This window comes from Deferrisoma camini S3R1 (assembly GCF_000526155.1).
Taxonomy (GTDB): Bacteria; Desulfobacterota; Deferrisomatia; order Deferrisomatales; family Deferrisomataceae; genus Deferrisoma; species Deferrisoma camini.
The window spans coordinates 1,746,299-1,770,110 of the sequence record NZ_JAFN01000001.1 but is presented as its reverse complement, the minus strand read 5'-3'; the positions used below and the strand labels follow the sequence as shown (position 1 = coordinate 1,770,110).

At 69.6% G+C, this 23,812-nt stretch carries 21 protein-coding genes; 8 read left to right on the top strand and 13 right to left on the bottom strand.

Annotated elements, in window-relative coordinates:
- The first annotated feature begins 37 nt into the window (after positions 1-37).
- The gene (locus DEFCA_RS0107825; RefSeq protein WP_025322473.1) at positions 38-679 is read left to right on the top strand and encodes a CBS domain-containing protein; all 642 of its coding nucleotides are present in this window, start codon (positions 38-40) and stop codon (positions 677-679) included.
- A 73-nt stretch (positions 680-752) separates the two neighbouring features.
- On the opposite strand, the gene DEFCA_RS0107820 is transcribed toward DEFCA_RS0107825, so the two are convergent.
- From DEFCA_RS0107820 to dctP, 3 genes are read right to left on the bottom strand one after another with little or no spacing between them, the layout of a single operon-like run.
- The gene (locus DEFCA_RS0107820; protein ID WP_025322472.1) at positions 753-2,030 is read right to left on the bottom strand and encodes a TRAP transporter large permease; all 1,278 of its coding nucleotides are present in this window, start codon (positions 2,028-2,030) and stop codon (positions 753-755) included.
- A gap of 4 nt (positions 2,031-2,034) precedes the next feature.
- Entirely contained in the window at positions 2,035-2,532 is a 498-nt protein-coding gene (locus DEFCA_RS0107815) for a TRAP transporter small permease (RefSeq protein ID WP_025322471.1), read from the bottom strand.
- A gap of 4 nt (positions 2,533-2,536) precedes the next feature.
- A complete protein-coding gene (gene dctP / locus DEFCA_RS0107810; protein ID WP_025322470.1) occupies positions 2,537-3,556 on the bottom strand; it encodes a TRAP transporter substrate-binding protein DctP in 1,020 nt (339 codons plus the stop codon).
- A 264-nt stretch (positions 3,557-3,820) separates the two neighbouring features.
- On the opposite strand from dctP, the gene DEFCA_RS0107805 reads away from it, so the two are divergent.
- Entirely contained in the window at positions 3,821-4,840 is a 1,020-nt protein-coding gene (locus DEFCA_RS0107805) for a hypothetical protein (RefSeq protein WP_025322469.1), read from the top strand.
- Between the two features lie 75 nt (positions 4,841-4,915).
- Here the strand turns inward: DEFCA_RS0107805 and dfsP are convergent, their stop codons facing one another.
- Together dfsP and DEFCA_RS0107795 are read right to left on the bottom strand one after the other, a co-directional pair.
- The gene (dfsP, locus tag DEFCA_RS0107800) at positions 4,916-5,548 is read right to left on the bottom strand and encodes a DUF166 family (seleno)protein DfsP (protein WP_025322468.1); all 633 of its coding nucleotides are present in this window, start codon (positions 5,546-5,548) and stop codon (positions 4,916-4,918) included.
- A 43-nt stretch (positions 5,549-5,591) separates the two neighbouring features.
- On the bottom strand, positions 5,592-7,061 hold the full coding sequence (locus DEFCA_RS0107795; protein ID WP_025322467.1) for an MFS transporter: 1,470 nt from the start codon (positions 7,059-7,061) through the stop codon (positions 5,592-5,594).
- Between the two features lie 157 nt (positions 7,062-7,218).
- Here DEFCA_RS0107795 and DEFCA_RS20495 point away from each other — a divergent pair, with 157 nt between their 5' ends.
- Positions 7,219-9,654, top strand: a complete 2,436-nt coding sequence (locus DEFCA_RS20495) for an ATP-binding protein (protein WP_025322466.1) — start codon at positions 7,219-7,221, stop codon at positions 9,652-9,654.
- Between the two features lie 258 nt (positions 9,655-9,912).
- On the opposite strand, the gene hcp is transcribed toward DEFCA_RS20495, so the two are convergent.
- Positions 9,913-11,547 carry a hydroxylamine reductase gene (hcp, locus tag DEFCA_RS0107785; RefSeq protein WP_025322465.1) on the bottom strand — a complete coding sequence of 545 codons (1,635 nt, stop codon included), beginning with the start codon at positions 11,545-11,547 and terminating at the stop codon, positions 9,913-9,915.
- Between the two features lie 140 nt (positions 11,548-11,687).
- Positions 11,688-12,263: an HD domain-containing protein gene (locus tag DEFCA_RS0107780; RefSeq protein ID WP_025322464.1), complete on the bottom strand. Its 576-nt coding sequence runs from the start codon at positions 12,261-12,263 to the stop codon at positions 11,688-11,690.
- A gap of 260 nt (positions 12,264-12,523) precedes the next feature.
- Between DEFCA_RS0107780 and DEFCA_RS0107775 the strand changes: the two genes are divergently transcribed.
- The 5 genes from DEFCA_RS0107775 (at position 12,524) to DEFCA_RS0107755 (ending at position 17,843) form a co-directional block, all read left to right on the top strand.
- Positions 12,524-14,284, top strand: coding sequence for a GAF domain-containing protein (locus DEFCA_RS0107775; RefSeq protein WP_025322463.1), 1,761 nt, complete (start codon positions 12,524-12,526; stop codon positions 14,282-14,284).
- On the top strand, positions 14,284-15,162 hold the full coding sequence (locus DEFCA_RS0107770; protein ID WP_025322462.1) for an Hsp33 family molecular chaperone HslO: 879 nt from the start codon (positions 14,284-14,286) through the stop codon (positions 15,160-15,162). The genes DEFCA_RS0107775 and DEFCA_RS0107770 overlap by 1 nt, the downstream gene beginning before the upstream one ends.
- Before the next feature lie 204 nt (positions 15,163-15,366).
- On the top strand, positions 15,367-16,878 hold the full coding sequence (locus tag DEFCA_RS0107765) for a hypothetical protein (protein WP_025322461.1): 1,512 nt from the start codon (positions 15,367-15,369) through the stop codon (positions 16,876-16,878).
- Between the two features lie 318 nt (positions 16,879-17,196).
- Entirely contained in the window at positions 17,197-17,442 is a 246-nt protein-coding gene (locus tag DEFCA_RS0107760) for a FitA-like ribbon-helix-helix domain-containing protein (RefSeq protein ID WP_025322460.1), read from the top strand.
- Entirely contained in the window at positions 17,439-17,843 is a 405-nt protein-coding gene (locus DEFCA_RS0107755; RefSeq protein ID WP_025322459.1) for a type II toxin-antitoxin system VapC family toxin, read from the top strand. The genes DEFCA_RS0107760 and DEFCA_RS0107755 overlap by 4 nt, the downstream gene beginning before the upstream one ends.
- 153 nt (positions 17,844-17,996) lie before the next feature.
- Here DEFCA_RS0107755 and DEFCA_RS0107750 read toward each other — a convergent pair whose 3' ends face one another.
- From DEFCA_RS0107750 to DEFCA_RS0107725, 6 genes are all read right to left on the bottom strand, one after another.
- Positions 17,997-18,881, bottom strand: a complete 885-nt coding sequence (locus tag DEFCA_RS0107750) for a vWA domain-containing protein (protein WP_245693549.1) — start codon at positions 18,879-18,881, stop codon at positions 17,997-17,999.
- A gap of 29 nt (positions 18,882-18,910) precedes the next feature.
- The gene (locus DEFCA_RS0107745; protein WP_051463207.1) at positions 18,911-19,996 is read right to left on the bottom strand and encodes an ATP-binding protein; all 1,086 of its coding nucleotides are present in this window, start codon (positions 19,994-19,996) and stop codon (positions 18,911-18,913) included.
- Positions 19,997-20,200: 204 nt separating this feature from the next.
- Positions 20,201-20,587 (bottom strand): DUF302 domain-containing protein, encoded by a 387-nt coding sequence (locus DEFCA_RS0107740; RefSeq protein ID WP_025322458.1) that lies wholly within the window; start codon positions 20,585-20,587, stop codon positions 20,201-20,203.
- A 139-nt stretch (positions 20,588-20,726) separates the two neighbouring features.
- The gene (locus DEFCA_RS0107735) at positions 20,727-21,230 is read right to left on the bottom strand and encodes a HAMP domain-containing protein (protein ID WP_025322457.1); all 504 of its coding nucleotides are present in this window, start codon (positions 21,228-21,230) and stop codon (positions 20,727-20,729) included.
- Positions 21,231-21,270: 40 nt separating this feature from the next.
- Positions 21,271-22,512, bottom strand: a complete 1,242-nt coding sequence (locus DEFCA_RS20490) for a transporter substrate-binding domain-containing protein (RefSeq protein WP_084318943.1) — start codon at positions 22,510-22,512, stop codon at positions 21,271-21,273.
- A gap of 16 nt (positions 22,513-22,528) precedes the next feature.
- Positions 22,529-23,725 (bottom strand): hypothetical protein, encoded by a 1,197-nt coding sequence (locus DEFCA_RS0107725; protein ID WP_169709504.1) that lies wholly within the window; start codon positions 23,723-23,725, stop codon positions 22,529-22,531.
- Positions 23,726-23,812: the final 87 nt, after the last annotated feature.

Genomic DNA, 23,812 nt, shown 5'->3' with positions numbered 1-23,812 from the left:
CTCGTGGATTCGTTCCCCAGCCCGAAGGAGGAAACCCATGCGCGTTCGCCACATCATGACGAGCCCCGTGATCACGGTACCCAGCACCACCCCGGTCCTGGAAGCCGCCAAGCTCATGAAGGAAAAGAGAATCGAGCGGCTGCCGGTGGTGGACGACGGCAAGCTGATGGGCATCGTGACCAAGGACCGGGTGCTGCGGGCGTCGCCGTCCATGGCCACCAGCCTCTCGCTCCACGAGATCCACTACCTGTTCGCCAAGCTGACCGTCAAAGAGATCATGCAGCGCAACGTGGTCACCGTGACCCCGGACACCACGGTGGAGAACGCGGTGCGCCTGGCCCAGGAGAAGCGGGTGGGCTGCCTGCCGGTGGTGGAGGACGGCGAGGTGGTGGGCATTCTCACCACCAACGACTTCTTCTACCTGGTGCTGAACCCCCTGCTGGGGATCGGCGAAAAGGGGGCCCGGGTCATCGTGCGCCACTGCGACACGCCCGAGCTCATGATGAAGGCCCTGGAGTGCGTGGCCAAGATGGGCCACCGGGTCCTGAACGCCGCCTACCTGCCGAGCCGCCGGGGCGGAGAGCGGGACTTCCTGATCCACATCGACGGGGAGGACGCCTCGAAGCTCGTGGAGTGCATGAAGGAGGAGGGGCTCGACGCCGAGGAGCGCGAGCGGTAGAGCCGCGGAAGCCCACAAGAGGGGCCCGGTTCGGGCCCCTCTCTTTTCCCCTACCCCCAGCCGGCCGCCTTGCTCACCGGAAGAACAGCGAGGGCAGCCACAGGCTCACGGCCGGCACGTAGGTGACCACGGCCAGGGCCAGGAGCAGGAGCGCCAGGAACGGCAGGGTGGCCCGGGCCACGTAGCCCATGGGCTTGCGGGTGAGCCCCATGGCCACGAACAGGTTCAGACCGAATGGGGGGGTCAGGAATCCGAACTCGATCACGAGCACCATCACGATGCCGTAGTGCACGGGGTCGATGCCCAGCCGCCGAAGGGTCTCGGCGAAGATCGGCGATAGAATCAGCATCGCCGACACGTCGTCCATGACCGACCCCAGGGCGAGGAACAAGAGGTTCACCCACAGGAGGAAGGCCCAGGGGCTCTCCACCCGGGCCACCACCCACTCCGCCACGGTGGCGGGCAGCCCCTCGGCCGTGAGCAGCCAGACGAACGCCATGGCGCAGGCCAGGATCAGAAGGAGACAGCCGGAGAGCACGGCCGACTCCACGAGGGCCCGGTGGAGCCCCTTCCAGGTGAGCTCCCGGTGGATCACCGCCTCCACGAACAGGGCGTACACCACGCTCACCGCCGCCGCCTCGGTGGGGGTGAACACCCCCGAGTAGATCCCCCCCAGCACCAGCACCGGCAGGAACAGGGCCCAGATCCCGTGGCGCACCGCCCGCAGGGCCTCGGCCCAGGTGAGCCCCCCCTCGATCCGCCAGTTCTCCCGCCGGGCCTTCCACAGCACGTAGGCCGTGAACACCCCCCCGATCAGCAGCCCCGGCCCGATGCCGGCCATGAACAGCTCGGCCACCGACACGTTCATGACCAGTGCGTACAGGATCATCGGGATCGACGGGGGGATCACGATGCCCAGGGAGCCCGCGCTGGTGATCAGGCCGATGCTGAACTGCTCGGGGTACCCGCTGCGCACGAGGGCGGGGATCATGATCGACCCGATGGCCACCACCGTGGCCGGGCTCGAGCCGGAAAGCGCCGCGAAAAAGAGGCAGGCCAGCACGGCCGTGACGGCCAGCCCGCCGCGCTTGGTGCCCACCAGGGCCCGCATCACGTCCACCAGCCGGCGGGCCATGGCCCCCTCGGTCATGATCCGGCCGGCCAGGATGAAGAACGGGATGGCCAGGAGGACGAAGTTGTCGAGCGCGTTGAACAGCTGCTGGGGGATGATCAGCAGGGGCGTGAAGGTGTGGAGCCTCAGCGCCAGCGCCGTGACCCCCACCATGACCGCGGCGATGGGGAGCCCCAGGAGCAGAAGGACCGTGAACGTGAGGACGACCGTGGTGAGCACGGGATCACGCCCCCCCTTCGGGCGAGGCAAGTCCCCGGCCCCGGGCGACCCGGAGCACCGCATCGGCCAGGAACCGGGCCGCCATGGTGCTCGAGAACAGGGGGATGGCGGCGTAGGGGACCCACATCGGTATCTGGAGCGATGCGCTCGTCACCCCGAACCGGTGGAGCTTGGCCGCGTGGGCGTAGCCGTACCACGCCACCAGGCCGAAGAGCACGGCGCTGGCCAGGCTGGCGAAGGCCTTGAGCCACCGCCGGCCGCCCTCGGGCAGCAGCCGCTCCACGAGCTCGACCGAGAAGTGGGTGCCGTGGCGCACCCCCACGCTGGCCCCCAGGAACGTGAGGGCGATGCAGCCGTACCGCCCCGCCTCCTCGGCCCAGTCGATGCCGGTGCCGAACGCGTAGCGCAGCACCACCTGCACGAACCCCAGGAGCGCCAAAGCGAGGAGGCCCCACCCCAGCAGGGCCTCCTCGATCTGTTCCGCCAGTTTCAGGAGCCGCACCGGACTACTTGCCCTGGTGCTCCTTGACCTTCGAGAGCAGGAAGTCCATGAATCCGGGCCCGATCTGGGCGCGGTACTTGTCGTAGATGGGATTCACCGCTTTGCGGAAGGCGGCCCGCTCGTCGGCCGTGAGATCGATGACCTGGATCCCGTTCTTCTTGCAGTACTCCTCCACCGAGATGCCCAGCTTGGGCAGCTTCTTGTACAGGGCGGCGTTCACGGCCCGGTTCGTGCGGATGCACTCCCGGGCGCCCTTGCGGAACGCCTTCTGCACGTCGGGCGGCAGGCTGTTCCAGAAGTCGGCGTTCACCACGATCACGGTCTCGGTGAGGGTGTGGTTGAGCAGGGTCACGTACTTGTTGACCTCGGTGAACTTCATGAGGACCGAGGTGAGCAGGGGGTTGTCCTGGCCGTCGATCACCCCCTGCTGCAGGGCGTTGTACACCTCGGGAAACGGCATCGGCACGGGCGTGGCGCCCAGCAGCTTGAACGTGTCGAGGAAGATGGGGGCCTCCATGAGCCGGAGCTTCAAGCCCTTCAGGTCCTCGGGCCGCCGGACCGGGCGTTTGGAGTTGGTGAGGTGGCGGAACTCGTTCTCCGCGAACCCGATGGCAACGAACCCCTTGGGCTCGAAGAACTTGAAGAACTCCTTCTGAAACTCCGGGTCGTCCAGCACCGCGTAGGCGGTCTTCCGGTCGGGCCACAGGAACGGGAGGTCCAGGGCCGCGGCCTGGGGCACGAAGTTGGAGAGCACGGCCGTGGTGATGGCCGCGACCTGAAGGGTGCCCATCTGGACCTGCTCGGCCATGGACCGTTCCCCGCCCAGCTGGCCCAGCGGGAACACCTTCACCTCCCACTGCCCCCCGGTTTCCTGTTTCACCACCTCCGCCAGCTTCAGGAGCCCCTGGTGCTGGCCGTGAAACGGTGGGGCCACGTGGCCCAGCTTCACCACCCTGCCGGCCCAGCCGGGACCGGCGAGCAGGGCGAGAACGACGGCGAGCGCACACACCAGACCTTTCCGCATGACGACCCTCCTTGCCGCGTGGTAACAAAACGCCCCTTCTCCCGGTTCAAACAACCGGTGGAGAGCCTAGGCGCAGGTTGGCCGGTTTGTCAACCCGGGAGTTGGCAGGGGGGTCCGGTTCGGGTTACAAGGGGGAAAAATAAACTATGTTTGCCCAAGGGGAGGGGGGCGGAGGCAGAGGGATGGCACGAGGGAGTTCGCAGCGCACGGCGGCGGGCAGGGGCTCACCGCGCAGGCCGTGACGATCCGGGTGGAGGACCGGCCGTGAGCGTGGCGGTCTCGTTCGAGCGGCGGCCGGCCGTGAGCCGGCTCCTCGACCCGCGGCAGGGGTTTTCGCCTGCTGCTGCGCCGGTGGAGGTGCGCCGCGACCCGGTGACGGGCCGGACGGTGCGCGTGGGGCACTTCGGAGCGGTGCGGCCCGTTCCCCTGGATCTGGAGCGGTACGCGGCGCCCGAGGTCAAGGGCCACTGCCCGTTCTGCCCCGGGAACCGGGAGCGGGAGCTGCCGCGGTTCGACCCGGCCGTGATCCCCGGGGGCCGGCTCGAGGCGGGCGAGGCCGTGCTCGCGCCGAACCTGTTCCCCTACGACGTGCACGGCGCCGTGTGCGTGCTGACCCGCGATCACGTGGTGGGGCTCGAGGGGCTGACCCGCCGGCGCCTCGCCGACGGGCTGGGACTGGGCCTGGCCTACTGGAAGGCCGTGGGCCGGGCCGACCCCCGGCACCGGTACCCGGTGATGGCCTGGAACTACATGCCCCCGTCGGGCGGGGGGCTCGTCCATCCCCACATCCAGTTCTTCCGGTTCGACATCGCGCCGCGGGCGTTGGCCGAGGCGCTCGAGGCCACCGCCCGGCATCCGGGGGTGTGGGCCGCCCTGGCCGAGGCGGAGAGGGCCCGGGACGAAAGGTACCTGGGACGCACCGGGCCATGGGAGTGGTGGGTGCCGTTCGCACCGGTGGGGATCTGGGGGGAGGTTTGGGCCTTGGCCCCCGGCCTGGGGCGTCTGGAGGCCTTGGAGTCGGCAGGATGGGGCGCCCTGCTCGACGGCCTGGGGCGGGTGCTGGCCTGCTTTGCCGACGCCGGGATCCACAGCTTCAACGCCGCGTTGTTCGTGGGCCCTGACGCGGGCGAGCCCCTTCCGGCGCAGCTCCGGATCGTGCCCCGCACCCACCTGAACCTCCGCGATTTCGCACCGGACCTGAACTTCTTCCAGGCGGTGCTGGAAGAGCCGGTGTGCGCGGTGTGGCCCGAGGATCTGGCCCGGCAACTTCGGCCCTATTTCTGAGCCGACACCCTGCTCCAGGAGGGCGTCTGTCCGGCGAGCGGCGCCAGCCCCGCAAGGCGGCGGGGCGGTCCGAGATCACCCCTCCCCGTTTTTCGCCCTCAAGGCCTTTCGCAGGGCCGCGGCGTGGACCTCGCCCGCCACGTGCAGGGGGTTCGTGAGGAACACGTTGGGGTTTGCCTTGGCATAGCAGTGGAACTGGGTCTCCAGGCCGAGCCGGGGCACGGCCTCCTCGACCGGGAGCCCCACGACCTTGCGGGCGGCCTTCCAGGTGGCCCCGCACGGTGCCCCCCGAATGACCTCCACGGCGGCGATCCGGCCGTCGCGGATCTCCACGCAGAATTCGGGCGCGCCAAACGACTCGGCGTACTCCCCGAGCTCGGCGATCCGGCCGAGGGTGCAGCAGGTGGTGGGGGTGTGGGCCCGGGGCAGCTTGCGGCCCGAGGCCACCACGGGCTTGCCGGCCCGGTCGCACCGGTCGAGCAGGAACCCGGTGAGGTCCGGGTGGTAGAGGTGGTCGAGCACCAGGTCGGCCCAGGCGAGCTGCTCCTCCAGGTCCGGCGGGAAGTGGTCCTGGGGATCGTCCACGATGGGGGGGAACGGCCCGTCCACGTCGATCACCCGCAGTTCCAGGTCGGGCCGCAGCTCCCTCACGGCCCGCACCTTTTCGGCTCCCATTCCGTCTCGTTGGAACACAAGGATCTTCTGCATGGCTTCCCTCGTTCGGGAGTTGGAATGCTAGGACGCTGGGACGCTAGGACGTTGGGACGGCGTGCTCCGGTTCGCTGTTGGGGCGGCCAGCGGGCGCCGGTTGGGTCGGTGTGAACCGGGCCTCCCCCCTCCGAGGGTCCCGGCCCCGGGTCAACGAGACCACGAGGGCCAGGAGGCAGGCCGCCAGGCCCGCAGCCATGGCGGCCCGCCAGCCGGCCACGAACCGGGCCGGAGCGACCTCGGCCGGGTCGCCGGCCACGCTCCGGAACACGGCTCCGGCCACGGCGATGCCCAGCACCATGCCCAGGTTCCGGGCCACGGCGGCCACCCCCCCGGCCACGCCCAGGCGTTCGGGCGGTACGCTCCCCATGATCGACGACGTGTTGGGCGGGCTGAACAGGGCGCTCCCCGCGCCGAGCAGGCCCAGGGCCAACACCAGGCCGGGCATGGGGGTGCGGGCGCCGAGGAGCATGAGCCCGAACAGGGACACGCTCCGCACCGCCAGCCCCACGGCCGTGAGCCGGCCGTACCCGATCCGGTCCGACAACCCGCCGGCCCACGGTGCCACCAGACTCATCACCAGCGGCGGCACCGTGAGCACCAGCCCCATGGCCCGGGGCGACAGGCCGCGCAGATCCGCCAGGTAGAACGGCAGGAGGAATACCGCCACGAACCCGGCCAGGTACGCCAACACGGCCGCCGTCACGGCCGCGGAGAAGGAGCGGTTCCGGAACAGCCCCAGATCCACCAGCGGCCAAGGGGCCCGACGTTGACGCCAGACGAAGGCTGCCAGCGCCGCCCCCGCCCCCGAGGTCAGCGCCCACAGCCGGGGGGCCCCGACCCCCCAGACCCCCAGCCGGTTCACCGCCAGCACCACCCCCACGAGGCCTGCCGTCAGCAACGCCGCGCCGAGCCGGTCGAACCCTTCGCGGCCTTTCTGGAACCGGAGGGGGGGCAGCACGCGCCCGGCCCAGAGCCAAGCCGCGATCCCCAAGGGCAGGTTCACCGCGAACAGACTACGCCACCCCCACACCCCCAACAGCACCCCGCCCACGGCAGGCCCGGCCGTGAGACCGGCCGCAACGGTCGTGCCCACGAGCCCCAGCCCCCGGCCCCGGTGCTCGGGGGGGAACACCGCCGTGATGATCGCGGGGGAGCAGGCCATGAGCATGGCCGCTCCGGTTCCCTGCACCACCCGCGCCGCCACCAGGGCCCCCGCACCGGGGGCCAGCGCGCACAGCCCCGATCCGGCCGTGAACACGCCGAGGCCCCACCGGTACACCCGCCGCTGGCCCAGCAGATCGGCGAGCCGGCCGAACGCCAGCAGGAGCCCCGTGATCACGATCAGGTAGGCGTTGGGCACCCATTCCACCACCGCGAGACTCGCCCCCAGGTCGGTGCGGATCGCGGGCAGGGCCACGTGCACGACACTGGAGTCAAGGGTGGCCATGAACACCCCGGCGGCCACGCAGGAGAAGGCGGGCCACGGGGACTTCGGGGATTCCCTTTCCATGGGCGCCACGGTGGCCCAGCCGCGGTGCGGCTGTCAAGCGCGGAGCGCGACATGGCCAAGGACCGAAACGGTGATAGATTGAGAACGGCACCGGCTCTCCCCGCCGATTTTTCAAGAGTTCCGCGACCCCAGTCGAAACGGGGACCGGGAGGTTTCCATGGCCCGCACACGTTGGCTGGTCACCGCTCTTCTGCTGGCAGGGATGTTCGCGTGCCCGCCGGCCGGCGCATCGGACCTGCTCACGCCCGACGAGCGCGCCTGGCTCCAGGCCCACGAGGGCCAGGTGCGGTGGTGCCCCATCCCCAACTACGCCCCGATCGACTTCGTGGACGGCGACGGAAGGCCGGCCGGCCTGGCCGCGGACTATCTGGCCCGCATCCAGGAGATGCTGGGGTTCCGGATCCGGGTGGAGTCGTGCGGGGACTGGATGGAGATCCTCGAGAAACTGCGGGATCGGCGGGTCGACCTGGTGGCCGCGATCGAGCAGACCCCCGAACGCGACGAGTACCTCGCCTTCACCCGCCCCTACATCACGATCCCCGTGGTGATCCTCACCCGTGAGGACCTGGACCGGGACCTCACGCTGGCCAACATGGCCGGCATGCACGTGGCCGTGCCCGCCGGGTATGCCACGGTGGGGTGGGTGCGGCAGAACTATCCCGAGGTGGTGGTCGTTCCCACCCGGGACGACCCCGAAGCGCTCCAAGCCGTGTCGCTGGGGCGGGCGGACGCGGCGTTGGTGGACCTGGCCGTGGCGTCCTATTTCATCGGCCGGCTCGGCATCACGAACCTGCGGGTGGCCGGTTACTCCGGGTTCGAGTGGAACCTGCGGTTCGGGGTGCGCAGCGACTGGCCCGAGCTGGCCCGCATCCTGGACAAGGGGCTGGCCGCGATTCCCCCGGACGAGCAGGAGGCGATGCAGCGCCGCTGGATCGGGTTGATCGGAAAGCCCTTCTACCGCCGGCCGGAGGTGTGGTGGACCTCGGCCGGGGTGGTGGGCGCGGTGGGGCTGCTGTTCGCCCTGGTCATCGTGTGGAACCGTTCGCTCTCGCGGCAGGTCCGCGAGCGAACGGCAGAGCTCGAGGGGGCCCTGGCCCGGACGAGCCGAGCCGAGGCCGACGCCGAGGCGGCGCGGCAGATCCTCACCGCCGTGCTCGAGGGCATGGACGCACTGGTGTTCGTGGCCGACATGGAGACCCACGAGGTGCTGTTCGCCAACGCCCGCATGCGCGAGGCGTTCGGAACCAATCCGGTCGGGCGACGGTGCTGGGAGGTATTCCGTCACCGGGACGGCCCGTGCGACCACTGCACGAACCCCCGCCTGGTCGGCCCCGACGGCGAGGCCGCCCCCACGGTGGTGTGGGAGGGACGAAACCCCGTCACCGGTCGATTCTACCTGAACTGCGACCGGGCCATCCGGTGGGTGGACGGTCGGTGGGTGCGGCTCGAGACGTCCACAGACATCACCGAGCGAAAGGCCCTCGAGGCCCGGCTGAGGGAGGCCCAGAAGATGGAGGCCGTGGGCACGCTGGCCGGGGGGATCGCCCACGATTTCAACAACATCCTGGCCGTGGTGCTGGGCAACGCCGAGCTGGCCCTGGGCCGGGGACCGGCCGATCCCGAGCTGCGGAGGCGGCTGGAACGGATCCTCGAGGCCTCGGAGCGGGCCCGGCAGGTGGTGGCCCAGCTGTTGGCGTTCTGCCGGAAGACCGAGGGCCCCCGGCAGCCCGTGGACGCGGCCCGGGCCGTGGCCGACACCCTGGTGCTCCTGCGGGCGGCCATCCCGGCGAACGTCGAGATCGAGGAGTGCATCGATCCGGCCGCGGGTGCGGTGCTGGCCGACCCGGCGGGGCTCCAGCGGGTGGTGATGAACCTGGTCACCAACGCTTACCAGGCCGTGCGCGGCTCAGGGGGCCGGGTCACCGTGGCCGTGGAGCCGGCCCGGCGCGGGGAGCGGGACGGGGTGCTCCTCGTGGTGGAGGACGACGGGCCGGGCATCCCCGAGGAGCTGATGCCCCGGATCTTCGAGCCGTACTTCACGACCAAGGAGGTGGGGCAGGGCAGTGGGCTGGGGCTGGCCGTCGTCCGGGGCATGGTGGAGGCCATGGGGGGCACCGTCGAGGTGGACAGCCGGCCGGGCCGTGGGACCCGTTTCTCGGTGTGGCTCCCCGGGGTGCAGGAAGGGGCCGGTGGGGCCCCGTGGCCGGACGGGGGGGCCCGGGGCGCGGGCCAGCGGGTCCTGGTGGTGGACGACGAACCCGCCGTGGCCGAGGCCACCGCAGCGGTCCTGGAGGGGGTGGGCTACCGGACCCGGTGGACGACCGATCCGGCCGAGGCGCTCGATCTGGTCCGCTCGGGCCCCGGGGAATGGGACCTGGTGGTGACGGACCAGACCATGCCGGGCCTGATGGGAACCGAGTTGTGCCGGCGGATCCGGGAGGTGAGGCCGGATCTCCCGGTGGTCCTGTGCACCGGCTACTCCGAGTCGCTGGACGAGTCGGCCGCGGCGGGGGTGGGCGCATCGGCCCTGCTGTTCAAGCCGGTGGCCAGCCGCGACCTGGCCCGGGCCGTGGCCGAGGCCCTGGGGGTCTGATACCGAGTTGCGTTCACCGAGAGTTCTCGTCGGGCGGGGCAAGGGACCTGCCTCCGGCCGGGCGCGAAGCCGGGCATTCAGATTCGCCGCGCAGGCGCGAAACCGAAGAGCTGGTTTCATAGCAACTCGGTGCAATCCGGACCATTTCGCGATCCTAGCGTCAGAGGCGCTGCGCGGTGAGCCAAGGGGCCGCGCAAAAACGCCCCACCGGCATGCCGCCGGCGGGGCGTTTCCACGTGTAGGCGCTCGTCCGAGGGGTCAGGCCGCGTTCAGGATGGCCTGCAGGTCCTCGTCCGGGGTGGAGATGGGCTTGATGTCGAAGTTCTCCACCAGCACGTTCAGCACGTTGGGGGTGATGAACGCGGGCAGGGTGGGCCCGAGCCGGATGCCCTTGATGCCCAGGTGGAGCAGCGTCAGCAGGATGGCCACCGCCTTCTGCTCGTACCAGGACAACACCAGCGACAGGGGCAGGTCGTTCACCCCGCAGTCAAAGGCGTTGGCCAGGGCCACGGCGATCTGCACCGCGGAGTAGGCGTCGTTGCACTGGCCCACGTCCAGCAGCCGCGGGATCCCCCCGATGTCGCCGAGCTTCTTGTCGAAGAACCGGAACTTGCCGCAGGCAAGGGTGAGGACCACCGTGTCGGCCGGGGTCTTCTCCACGAACTCGGTGTAGTAGTTGCGGCCGGGCTTGGCGCCGTCGCACCCGCCGACCAGGAAGAAGTGCTTGATGGCGCCGGCCTTCACCGCCTCGATCACCTTGTCGGCCACGCCCAGCACCGCGTTGCGGGCGAACCCCACCATCACGGTGCCCTTGTCCTCGTCCTCGGCAAAACCGGGCAGCTCCAGGGCCTTCTCGATCACCGGTCCGAAGTCGCCGTTCTTCACGTGGGTCACGCCGGGCCAGCCCACCAGACCCGTGGTGAAGATATTCCCCTTGTACTCCTCCTTGGGCTCCTGCAGGCAGTTGGTGGTCATCAGGATCGCGCCCGGGAACTCGGCGAACTCCTTCTTCTGGTTCTGCCAGGCCGTACCGTAGTGGCCGTAGAAGTGGGGGTACTTCTTGAGCTCCGGATACCCGTGAGCCGGGAGCATCTCGCCGTGGGTGTACACGTAGATGCCCTTGCCCTGGGTCTGCTCGAGCAGGTCCTCGAGATCCTTGAGGTCGTGGCCCGAGATCAGGATGGCCTTGCCCTTCTTGTGGCCCAGGGGCACCTCGGTGGGCACGGGGTGGCCGAAGCGGCCGGTGTTGCCGGCGTCGAGGAGCTCCATGGCCCGCAGGTTGGCCTCGCCGGTCTTGAGGGCCAGGCCCACCCAGTCCTGGAGCCCCAGACCCTTGTCGATGATCTTCGCCAGGGCCTCGTGGATGAATGCGTAGACCGAGTCGTCCTCTTGGCCCAGGATCGCAGCGTGGTCCGCGTAGGCCGCCACGCCCCGGATGCCGTACAGGGTGATCTCCTGCAGGCTCTTCACGTCCTCGTCCCGGTCCTGATCGATGGGCAGGCCCACCTCCTCGCCCTGTTTGACCATGCCGGCCTGGTCCGCCGCGGGCTGGAACGACGCGGCCGGGTCGTCGAAGGTGGTGCGGCCCCCGGCCGCGGCCACCTTGGCCTTCAGGGCCTCGCGCCGCTCCACGGCCTCGCGGACCCAGGCCTCGAACCGGGCCGGGTCGAAGTCCACATTGGTCAGGGTGGCGAAGATGGCCTTGGCCGTGAACCGGTTCACGTCGGCGTCCACCACGCCCACCCGCCGGCCCTCGGTGGCCACCTGGGACAGGCCGCGCACGGCGTAGGTCAGCAGGTCCTGGAGCGCCGCGACCTCGGGGGACTTGCCGCAGACCCCCCACTTGGTGCATCCGGTTCCCTTGGCGGTTTGTTCGCACTGGTTGCAGAACATGGCATACCTCCTCGAAAGAGAGTGGGGTTGGGAATCTCGTTCCCTTGAATGGGGGCGATGATACCCGGATCGATCCTCCTGGCCATTGAGCCAGGTCAAGGGTGCCAGGGTTTTCCGGGAACGCAAGGCGGCGGGGTGGCCTACGTCTTTCCCCCGCTGACCCACCACTCCGAGTCCTTGTCGAACCACCAGGCCGAGGAGTCCCTCTGAAGGATCCGTTGGGCCAGATCCCGGGCCACGTCGGTCTTGAGGCGTCTCAGGCTGAAGGGGATCCACTCCTCGGCGTTGCGGTTGCCCACGTCCAGGTGCTCCTTGAGCTGCAGGAGCATCTCCAGGTGGTCGGCGTCCTTGGCCAGCACCGCCTCCGGGGTCTGCTGGGCCCGGAACTCGGCCAGCAGCTCGGCCATCTCCTCGCCGAACGGAAGCCCGCGGGTCAGATCGGCCGCGGCCGTCTCCTCGTCGGCCCGCACGTACTTCTGGTTCATGTAGTTGAGGTCTCCGGTCCTCGCCTCCGGCAGGTCGTGGAGGAGAGCCATGCGCAGCACGCGGTCCGCGTCCACCTCGGGGCTGAGGCGGGCCAGGGCGAACGCGATGACGGCGGTGCGAAACGTGTGCTCGGCCACGCTCTCGGTGCCCGACCCGAGGAACTGCCAGCCGGTACGGGGGGTGCGCTTGAGCATGCCGGCCTCGAACAGAAAGTCCGCAATCCGATCCATGGGGCCTCCTCCGGGCAAAAGGGCGGATGTTCGGCGCAGAGTGTACGGGAGCCGGGTCCCCGATGCCACCAGGACGCTCGTCGTGCGACCGGGGTCTCCGCCCGTCGCAACCGTCCCCCGGCGGTGTCCCGAGTGTAGGCCCGGCGAAGGCGGGAATTCGAGGCGTTCTTCCGGTGGTCGCCGGGAAAATAGGGGCTCGCTTGACCGACGCGCATGCTTCCCGTATACAACGAGCAAACGCCTTTTACCGGGTCGGACCCATGACCGAGCGTTCCTGCACCCTCCCTGAGATCCTCCGGCGCCTCGACCACCCGGACCTCCCCTGGGCCCTGGGCTGCGTGTTCGAGACCTTCAGCCGCCTGATGGACATCGACCCGAACCAGTCGTGGCGCAAGATCCTCTACGACGCGGCCCGGGTCATCGTGGAGTTCCTGGGCGCCCGGGCGGCCTCGATCCGTCTGTACGATCCCCGCCTCAACCAGATGATCTCCTTCGGCTCGTTCCACATGTCCGAAGCCGAGCGGGAGGTTGCGATCCCGTTCGAAGAGTCGGTGGCCGGCCGGGTGGTGGCCACCCAGAAGGCCCACACCATCTCGGACATCGCGTCGGATCCCTCGTATCGGAACAAGTCGGTGGTGGATCAGGGGCTGCGGTCGCTGCTGGCCGTGCCCCTGTCGATCCCCCGATTCGACCCACGGGCCCCCGACGTGCAAGGCGCGATCCAGATCTACTACGCCGAGGCCAACCGGGCGTTCTCCGACACCGAGATCGAGGTGGCCCAGCTCATGGCCCAGCGGGTCAGCTATGTGGTGGCCCGCAAGCAGATCCTGGATCTGCGCCGGATGAACGAGAAGAAGGAGTGGATCGTCGAGCGGATCTTCGCCAAGCTCTCCCAGGACCGGGGAATCAAGCTCAAGGACCTGTTCCAGCCGGCCCTGGACGAGCTGCAGGACATCATCCGCATCCAGAGCTGCAGCCTGTTCGCCGTGAGCGAGGACGAGACCCAGGCCGTGCTCGAGGCCGGGTGGCCCAGCGAGGGCGGCTACCACACGGTGGGGAAGTCGTTCCTCCTGGCGGACCACCCCTACCTGAACGCCGTGGTCCGCCAGGGCCTGCCCGCGGGGGACTTCGAGAACGAGCGCGTCCACCCCTCCTACTTGCTCATCAAGTCCCCCCAGAAGAGCTACCTCGTGACCTCGCAGCTCCGGGAGTTCTGCCGCACCCACGGGATCCACTCGATCCTGTACGTGCCCCTGCGGCTGGCCGACCGGGTGCGATACATCCTCGTGTTCGACGCGGTGGAGCGCCGCCGGTTCTTCACGGACGAGGAGATCGAGATCCTCACCTTCTTCGGGAAGCAGCTCACGCAGGTGCTGGAGATCGAGCGCCTCGACGACATCCTGCACGACTTCAAGAATCCGGCCATTGCGGTGGCCGGATTCGCCCGGAGGGTCCGGCGGATGCTGGAGTCCGGAGACCCTCGGCGCGAGGAGATGCTCAAGTACCTGGACGTGGTGATCCGGGAGGGGACCCGGATCCAGGAGATGGCGCTGAGCCTCTACCCGGTGAGCCGGCCCGAGTCCCTGGACCTGAGCCAGGTGGTCCAGGACCGGGTGGCCATCAACACCGAGGCGATCCAGGAGCAGCGCCGCACCGGGGTGGAGACCGACGCGGGCGAGCTGGAGCCGGAACTCTGGGTTCGGGTGCGCCGGCTGGCCTTAGAGCGGGTGCTGGACAACCTGCTGAACAACGCCACCAAGGCCGTTCCTTCCACGGGCGGTACGCTCACCGTGCGCACCTACGCCGAGGGGGACCGGGCCTGCGTGGAGATCTCGAACCCCGGCCGGCTGGACCCCGAGCAGCTGGAGGCGCTGCGGGAGGCCGACGTGAAGGGCAGGGGCCTGGGCATCGTGTACCGGCTGGTGCGCTCGATGGGCGGCACCGTCGACGTGGAGCTGGACCCGAACCGGGAGGTGACCACCTTCCGGGTGACCCTGCCCCGCCACCGGGAGGACGAGTGATGGCAGACCGTGTCGTGGCCGTGTTCCCTCGGGGGGGCGGATTCCTGGTGCGGGCGGCCGAGACCACGGCGTTGGCGGAGGAGGCCCGCCGGCGGCACAATCTCTCTCCCACCGCCACGGCCGCGCTCGGCCGGGCCCTCACGGGCGCGGCCCTCCTGGGAAGCCTGGGGAAGGGCGAGGCGTCGGTCCTTCTCCAATGGCGGGGCGACGGGCCGCTGGGGGCCGTCGTGGCCGAGGGCCGGGCCGACCTGGCCGTGCGGGGCTACGTCCAGAACCCCCAGGCCGATCTTCCCTCCCGGGACGGCAAGCTCGACGTGGGGGGCGGGGTGGGGAAGGGCGAGCTGGTGGTGGTGCGGGACCTGGGGCTGAAGGAGCCCTACGTCTCGACCGCTCCGATCCAGACCGGAGAGGTCGCCGAGGACCTGGCGTACTACCTTCTCACCAGCGAGCAGATCCCCTCGGCCGTGGCCCTGGGGGTGTACGTGGCCCCCGACTACCGGGTGGGCGCGGCCGGCGGCGTGCTGGTGGAGGCGTTGCCCGACGCCACCGACCGGGACCTCGACCGGCTCGTGGAGAACTTCTCCCGGCTCGGGGGGGTCACGGAGCTCCTTCGGGAGGGGGGGCTCGACGCGGTTCTCGATCGGGCGCTGGCAGGCCTGGAGTACGAGGTGGAGGAGCTGGGGACCCCCGAGTTCCGGTGCCGGTGCAACGAGGAGCGCCTCGACGCCACCCTGGCGGCGCTGGGGCCGGACGAGGCCCGCCGGCTCCTGGAGGAGAAGGGCGAGATCCGGGTGACCTGCAGCTTCTGCGGCACCGAATGGATCCGCCGCTCCCTCGACGGCCCCTGGGCGCGGGCGAGCGGCCGTGGGGGGAGCTGAGCCACGGATCCGCGCCCGCGTCCATGTCGGCCACGGAGGCACATAGATGGACACGGATTTGGGGGGCGGTAGATCCCCGGGGCGGTCCAAGAGGCCGTGGGAAGAAACCGCCGCAGGCGGGATCCCGGCCCAGGGCCAAATGGATCTGTGTCGATCTGTGTTCATCCGTGGCCAAAAAAATCTTGGTTCGCCTGCGAGGATGCCGTGACGAACCGGTACTGTGAGGTTCTCGGCATCGAACCCCCGCGAATTGAGGGGGTGAAGGATCACCGGGAGGCGAACACCTTCTCCCTGCTGATCGTGGCCCTTCTCGAGGCGGGCGGCCCCTTGACCCTGGAACAGGTGGCCGAACGGTTCGAGCGCGCCGGCATTGCGCCGGCCGACCAGGCCATCCGATCCCTGAAACGCTGCCGGCCGGGCCGCCCGCCCGTGTACCGCGAGGGCGAGCTCTACGCGCTGGACCCCCACGCGTCCGAAACGGACCTGTGGGCGTTTCGGCTCGGACTGCGCCCTCCCAGGGCGCCGAGGATCGAGGTGGTGCGTCCGGCCCCGGCGCCGCTTCCCGGCCCCGACCAGCCCTTGACGCCGGCGGAGCTCGAAGAAGCGTGGGGCGACGAGAGCCTGTTCGGCAAGTGGTCGGTGCGGCGGGTGGTGGTCGCGGTGCTCGACGCCCACGGCCGGCCCATGCAGCCCGGCGAGGTGGTTTCCTTTCTGGAGACCTGCACCCGTTGGCACCGGGTGCGGGCCGACCACCCCGATTTCGGGCGCCGCGGCTCTCCGGTGGAGGTCCTTCCCGACGGCCGGTGGGCCGTGGCCCCGGGCGGCGACGCCCTGGTGCGCACGGTCCGGGGGATGGTCCGGGAGCGGATCGAGCAAAAGAGGCGGTGGGCCTCGTTGCAGCCGGATCCCGGGGTGATCCGGGCACAGATCCGGGCGGCCGAGCGCCGGCAAGCGGCCCAGGCCGCCGAACTGGCGGCGCTGCGCCGGGCGATCGTGCACGGGTTTCCGCCGGAGCGCCCCGGGGCCGCGGTGGTGCTCGATGTGAACCGCCGCGAGATCCAGGGGTTCGCCGGGGAGGATCTCGCCGACGCGAGAAAGGCTCTGGAGGGGTACGACCTGATCGCCGGCCTTCGGGTGCGCGCGTTTTTGGCGGGGCTCGGGTTCGATCCGGGGATCCGCAGACTCGCGGAGCTCGGTCCCCCGAAGAAAACGACCAGGACGGGCCGGAGGGGGCGCACCCTCAAGATCACCACCGAGATGCTGATCCAGGGCTCGTGCGGCATCCGCCGGCCGTTCGGCGATGCGGCCACGCTCCGCGGCTACCTGGTTTCGGGTGAGCGCACCCGGCTGCTGCAGCGCCTGGAGGCCGACGCCAAATCGCTGTTCGCCCTGTACGAGTACGGCCGGCTGCACGGCGCCGTGCGCCTGCGCTGGAGAGGGCTCGACGAGATGATCCCGGTGCCGTGGGTGGACCGGTGCGAACCCACGATCCACCGTCTGGCACGACAGGCCCTGGAAAGCGGGGATCTGCTCGAGGTGGTGGTGGGCAAGGCCCCACCGTGGGAGGCCCCCTGGGCCGGAGCCCGGCTTTGCCGCGTGCTGGAGGATCCGGAGGACCGGTTCGGCTATTGGATCGTGGACCAGGAGAGCCGGTTCCTCCTCGACGAGTGGGACATCCAAAGGGCCCGGGTGCGGGCCGTCGCGGAAGCCGGGTGAGGGGACCGTCTGCCGCACCCCAACGATCGGCGGCCGTGGCTCGCGGCTCCGACGAAGCGCGACGGCCGAGCAGCCCGGGCCGCCCGGCGCCAGGGGATCGGCCGCGGCGCGTGCCCTCACGCGCCGCAGCGGACCGCGCCGAGGCGGCCCCTGCGAGACCGTTCAGCGAAGGAGGGCCCCCAGCCCTACCCCCTGGGAATGCCACGAGATTTCGGAAACGCGCCACTAGGGGCGGCAAAGGGGAGTTGGTCGACGGTCTTGCTCTTCGGTGGGGTGGGCACCATAATGGTGGCAAATTGGTGTAGTGCGGAGGGTGCCATGCCAACGACCGTTACGTTGAAAAATGTGCCCGAGGGCCTGTACGAGAGGCTGAAGGAGTCCGCCCGCGCCCATCACCGGAGCATCAATGGGGAGGCCATCGCCTGTTTGGAGCGCGTTCTCCTGCCGAACGCGGTGGTGCCGGAAGAGAGGATCGAGAGGGCCCGCCGGCTTCGTGCCGGACTGCGTTCCGAAGCGTTCGATGCGGGGGAGATCGCGGCCGCGATCGACGAGGGCCGTCCGTGATCGTGGTCGACACCAACATTCTCGCCTACCTCTACCTTCCGACCCGCGAGACGCCCTTGGCCGAGCGGCTGCTGCGGCAAGACCCGGAGTGGGCGGCCCCGGTGCTCTGGAGGAGTGAGTTTCGAAGCGTCCTTTCCCTCTATCTGCGGAGGAAAGTGATCGATTTCGACCGCGCCTACGCGCTCCAGAGGGAAGCCGAGGATCTGATGGCGGGCCGTGAGTACACGGTGGACTCGTACGAGGTGCTCCGGTTCGTGCGGGAGAGTCCCTGTTCGGCCTACGACTGCGAGTTCGTGGCCCTGGCCGCGGAACTGGGATGCCTGCTGGTCACGGCCGACCGTGCCGTGCTGCGGGCGTTTCCGGCATTGGCGGTTTCGCTTAGGGAGGCGGTAGGGGCGTGATGCGGGCTCCAAGGGGGCGGGATCGCCACAGATTCATAGGGGATGGGGAGATCCCCGGGTCCAGGGGCCGCGGGGACGGAACGACGCAAGCCAGGTCCACCCCGGGGGTAAAAGATCCGTGTAGATCTGTGTGAATCTGTGGCCGAAAGATGTTTAGCCTCCCCGCCTCCCAGCCTCCCCGCCTCCCAGCCCCATGAAATCGATCACCTGCCCCAGCTCCAGGTCGCGGATGCCCAGGCAGCGGGCGCCCATGGCCTCGGCCAGCACCCGGGCGTAGGCGTAGGAGTGGATCCAGGTCAGGTCGGTGTCGACCACCAGGCTGCGGATGCCGGCGTGGCGGATGCGGCGGGCCTGATCGAGCGCCTCCTCGAACGGTTCCCGGCCCGCCATGCTGATGTTCGCCTTGCCGTCGGTGAGGAGCACCAGGAGCGGCAACCGGCCCGGGTGCTTCGTGAGCTCCCGGTGGAACGCCTCGAGGCTCTTGGCGAGGGCGAGGGCGAGGGGCGACTTTCCGCCGGTGGGGAGGTCCCGGAGGCGTTGCTGCGCCTGGGCCACGCTCGTGGTGAAGGGCAGCACCAGCCGCGCCTCCGTGCCCCGGAACGCCAAGAGCCCCACCCGGTCGCGCTTCTGGTAGGCGTCGGTGAGGAGCGTGAGCACGATGCCCTTGGCCGTGGCCATGACCTCCTCGACGCCCATGGATCCCGACGCGTCCACGGCAAACAGAAGGCTCACCCCGGAGCGCCGGGTGCGCACCTTCTCCCGGAGGTCCGACGGGAGCACGGCGATGCCGCGGGCAGGGGCGAGGCCCATGGCCCGGCGCCGCACCTGCTCGGGCGCGGCGGCCCGGAGCGTGGCGTCCACGGCGAGTGCCCGGGGTTTGCGGCGGGGGATCCGGGCCCGGATGTACCGGCCGGCGTCGGGCGCCATGCGGTTGCGGACCCTGCGGCCCCGGGCCAGGTGCTTCTGGACCGCTCGGTTCACCAGGGTTCCCCGGACCCGAAACCGGCCGGTGGGGGCGTACACCCGGTGCTCCAGCACCAACCGGTCGCCGGCCTTCTTCTGGGGGCTCAGGTGGGCTCTTTTTTTTTACGGGGAGGGTTGTGCTTCGGAGCCTTCTGGGCCTCGCGGGTGCGCTGGATGGAGGAGACCACCTCCTCCTCCGAGAGGATCCGCTCCTCGAACGGAGTCCTTTTGAGCCGGTGGGCGTACACGAGGCCCGCGGCCTCGGCGATGTCGTCGTCGGTGACCCGGGTGCGACCCCGGTACGCCGCGAGCGCCCGGCAGGCCTTGAGCAGGGCCAGATCGGCCCGGTGGCCGTCCACCCCCAGGTCCACGCTCAGGGTGGCGATCACCTCCAGGTCGTCGTCGGTCACCTCCACCCGGGGCAGGAGCTCCTTGGCGCGCACCAGGGCCTGCCGCACCCGGGCGTCGGCCTCGGACCACTCCCGCCGGAACCCTTCGGGATCGGCCTCGTAGGCCTGGCGCCGGCGGATCACCTGGACCCGATCCTTGGGGTCCCGGATGCCCACCACCTCCACGCACAGGCCGAACCGGTCGAGGAGCTGGGGCCGGAGCTCCCCCTCCTCGGGGTTCATGGTGCCCACCAGCACGAAGCGGGCCGGGTGCCGGATCGACACGCCCTCTCGCTCCACGTGGTTCACGCCCATGGCGGCGGCGTCCAGGAGCACGTCCACGATGTGGTCGTCGAGCAGGTTCACCTCGTCCACGTAGAGGATGCCCCGGTTCACCCGGGCGAGCACGCCGGGCTCGAAGGCCTTCTCCCCCGTCTTGAGGGCCCGCTCGATGTCGATCGACCCCACCACCCGGTCCTCGGTGGCGCCCACCGGCAGGTCCAGCACGGCCATGGGCCTTCGGAGCGCGGGGAGGCTCTCTCCGGCCTTGCGGCGCTGCCGGCAGCGCTCGCACATCTCCTCCGGCCGGGTGGGGTGGCACGAGAAGGGGCAATCGGCCACCACCGGGATCTCCGGCAGGAGCTGCGCCAGGGCGCGCACGGCCGTGGACTTGGCCGTTCCCTTCTCGCCCCGGATCAGCACCCCGTCGATCGTGGGGTCGATCACGTTGAGCACGAGGGCGAGCTTCATGCGCTCCTGGCCGACCAGGGCCGAGAACGGAAACACGTGGCTGTGGGGCATGGGCCTCCTCCCTCGGGAACGCGAAGGGGAGGTATGCTAGCACGAAGGCGGGGTCGATGTGAGGGGGGCGACCCGCAGGGACACGGAGGTGCGCCCCTCCCCCCGCCGGGGCCGGTCCGGGAGGAGAGTTCCGCGACGGCCCGCGAGTCGGCGCGGCCGCGGAGAAGCACCTAAAACCATTCACGATTCGCGAAGCTATCTCCTCTACCCTGCCGCTTCCTCGATCATGGCCAGGATCTCGCGCTCCACCTCGCGGGCCACGCCGGCCACGGCCTCGGCGTTGGGGAAGACATTCAGCAGTTTCGTGGGGAGCAGGGTGCCGATCCGGGTCTTTCCGCCCTCTTCGTACACCGTGATCCGGCAGGGCAGGGCGAGGCTGATGGTCATGTCGGCCGTGAGCACCTCGGAGGCCCGGTGGGGGTTGCACACCTCCAGGATCCGGCACGCGCGGGGGAAATCGACCCCCTTTTCCGCCATCTTGGCCCGGAGATCGTAGGTGTGGAGTACCCCGAACCCGTGGCGCTTGACCGCCTCGGTCAGGTCGGCCACCGCGGTCTCCACGTCCTTGTCGGTCTCGACGATGTGGATCATGGTCCTCTCCTTTTTTCTGTGGTTCGTGTCGTCTTGTTGCCTTAGGGTTTCCCGATTGCGCCACCGTCGCTCCCCCGTCCGCCCCCGATTCTGACGCGGTAGGAGAGGGGGGTTCCGGGGGCTCCTCTCGGTCTTCGGCTCAGGATGCCGCGTCCAAGATCCCCTGCAGCCGTGCGGTCGCCTCCAGGATCGCCCGGCTCGCCTCGGGGTCGCGGGAGTGGATCCGTTTCGCCTGCTCCCGCAGCTCCTCCAGCGCCGGCTCGGCGCTGTGGCGGAGCGATCCGGCGGCGCCGCCACGTCTTCGTTCCCGCATCAGTTCGATGCCCCGTACGATCTGCCGGATCTCCCGGATCGAGGTCTCGATGGGATCCATCTCGTCCGCCCCGGCCCCCAGCCGGTACAGCTGCGCGCTGATCCGGGCGATGGGGCGGGCCACCGTTCGATGGAGCACGATGTGAAGGATCACGAGCAGGCCGAAGGAGATCAGTGCCACGTGGAACGCGTGGCGGAACAGCGCCTCCGTCCAACCCCCCCCGAACACCCAGGTCTCCATGGTGCCGTACGCGCCCATGAACAGCGCCACGATCCAGGTGCAGTGGAACGAGACCACCGTGGCCAGGGACCAGTCCCGCGATCGCTTCATGAGTGCCTCCGTGCTCGGCTCCGGTCGCCCGCGTCAGCGCCTACCGGTAGCGGTAACGGCGGTAGTAGTAAAAGTACCGTGCGCGATCGCCCTGAATCGAGATCCGGGTGCGCTCGCGCAGGGTGTCGAGCTTCTGGGCTCGCCGGAGTTTCTCCAAGCCCTCCCGCTCCTTCTGGGCCTGGAGCTGGGTCGTCGCCTTCTCGGTCTCGGCCTTCACCGCTTTCAGAGAACTGCGGCCCCGCAGCAGCACATCGAGGGCCATCTCGGGGGTCATGTTCATGGTCACCAGGTAGCCCGGCCGCACGTACTCGTAAGCCTCGGGTTCGACATCCACGTAAAATTCGTCGCCGATGATCTTCGAGACCTTGCCCGACCCCACGCGCCGGCCGTCCAGGGCGTACACGTCCACCGGGGCGTCCGGGTACATCACGCCGTTCAGGAGCAGGCCCAGGAACCGGGGCCGGGTGGCCGCCTTCCGGACGATTGCGCCGTAGGCCGGGGGCTGCCTTGCCTCCTTGGGGCCGTACCAGTCGTCCCGGATCGCGGCCAGCTGCCCGGACTCGCCCAGCTGGGCAATGGCCCGGTTGATCGTCTCCCGCAGAGCGATTTCGCCCTTTCGCACCGCCAAGTGATACTCCTGCCGCAGGATCGCAACGTCCGGGATCTCGAATCCACGGCCCGGGATCCCGGCCAGGAGGTCCACCAGGATCGCCTCGTCCGCCGTGAACGCGTCGATGTCGCCGTTGAGCAGGGCCTCAATGCCTGAGATGTAGTCGTCCACCGGCACGATCTCGCTCACCTTGCACCGATCGCGGGCGCAGCTCTCCGAAAACGTGCCCACCACGGCGCCGATCCGCTTGCCTTCCAGGTCGTCGTGGGTGCGGATGGTGCCGGTGCGGGCGATGAGTTTCTGCCCGGAGACCAGGTAGTGCTCGGTAAAGTCCACCACGGCCGCCCTGGGCTGCGTGTGGGTCAGACCGGTCACCACGTCCACCCGTCCGTCGATCAACGCGGCCAGGCGGTTGGATGGGCTCACCGGCTTGAATTGGGGCCTCACCCCGAGGATCCGGGCGATGGCGGTGGCCACGTCCACGTCGTACCCCACCAGCCGCCCCGAGTTGGGTTCCCGGAACGCCAGGGGCGGGTCGTCCTCCGGCACGCCCACCACCATGACCCCGGTTTTCTGGATCCGGTCCAGGGCGGCCTGGGCCAGACCCGCCCGGGGCACGGCCAGAAGGGTTGCCAACAGCAGAAAGGTCATTCGAGTCAGGGATGATTTCATTTGGAGTTCCTTCCTGTTAGCGTACGTATCCGTGTTCCATGTTCAGGATGGACTGGCGTTCCCCGATGTAATCGTTGAAGGTTGTCTCGAAGTCGAAGGTGAGGCCGATCTGCACGGTGTGCTCCTGGTCGAACCCCACGGCCGTGGCCAGGTCCCCGGACCGGCGGGTGTACTGGTACTGGGCCAACAGGCCCATGCCGTCCCCCAGGCGGTACTGGAAGGTGGGCACCACGCTCCACTCGGCCCCGTCCTCGTCCCGGTAGTCCTTGTACGCGGCCGTGAGGGACGCCTTCCAGCGCAGCACCTGAAACGTGCTGTGCCGGTAGTTGACGGCCGCCGCCATCGCGACGCTCTCCGCGAGCGCCCGGCCTTGGTCGGTGGTCAGGTCCCGGTCGCCGGCGCCCGTGTCGTAGATCACCTGGGCCATGGCCTCCCAGTGGTCCAGGGGATCCATGGTGAGGTTGACCACGCCGCCCGCCACGAACGCGTGCTTCCAGGTGTCGCCGTCCACGTCTACCTTCTGGGCGTCCCAGCCCACGCCGAGCTGCCGCAGCCGGCTCGAGAACTTGAGGGGACCCGGCACGGTCCGCTGGAGGAACAGCCCGCCCGAGTTCAGGTCGAACTCTTCCTTCATCTCGCCGGCCGCATCGGTCTCGACCCGTTGGGCCAGGTAGCCCGTCAGCTGCAGGAATCGCCGCGGCCAGAACAGATCCAGGGCGAGGTGATTCCCGAACTGGTGGTACTCCTCGGTGTTGGAGTTGGAGAAGCCGTTCAGGATCTCGGTGAACCGCAAGAGATCGTCATCCCGGAGGGTGGGGAACTCCACCAGGAAGTTCCGAAGCTTCGTGCGGCCCAGTTCCACCTGATAGCTTCGGTCCCACAGGAACGCGAACACCCGGTGGTAGAACACCGAGTCCGTGAAGTCCGCGTCGGGGTCGGGAAACTCCAGCCCCACCACGGCTCCGCCCACGCTCCTGTCGAACAGCCGGCGATCGAACCGGGCCAGGATGCTCGTGTCGGCGATGCTCACGTCGTAGAGGTCGTCGTCGTCCCTGCCGTCCCCCTGGAGCCAGGTGGCGTTCAACGTGGAGATCAGCCGGCCTCCGATGGTGATGCGGGGCACCACGTTGGCGCCCACGTCCCGCGCCGACGCCGGGGAGGCCAGGACCGACGTGGCCAGCGCGCCGAGGATCACAAAGGCCCATCTACGCATGCTCGCTCCTTTGGTAGGCCGCTTCGCGGCCTGGTTGCGAAACAAAATCTCTGACGGGACATCAGGCGTTCCGCGTACCCGCGGGTC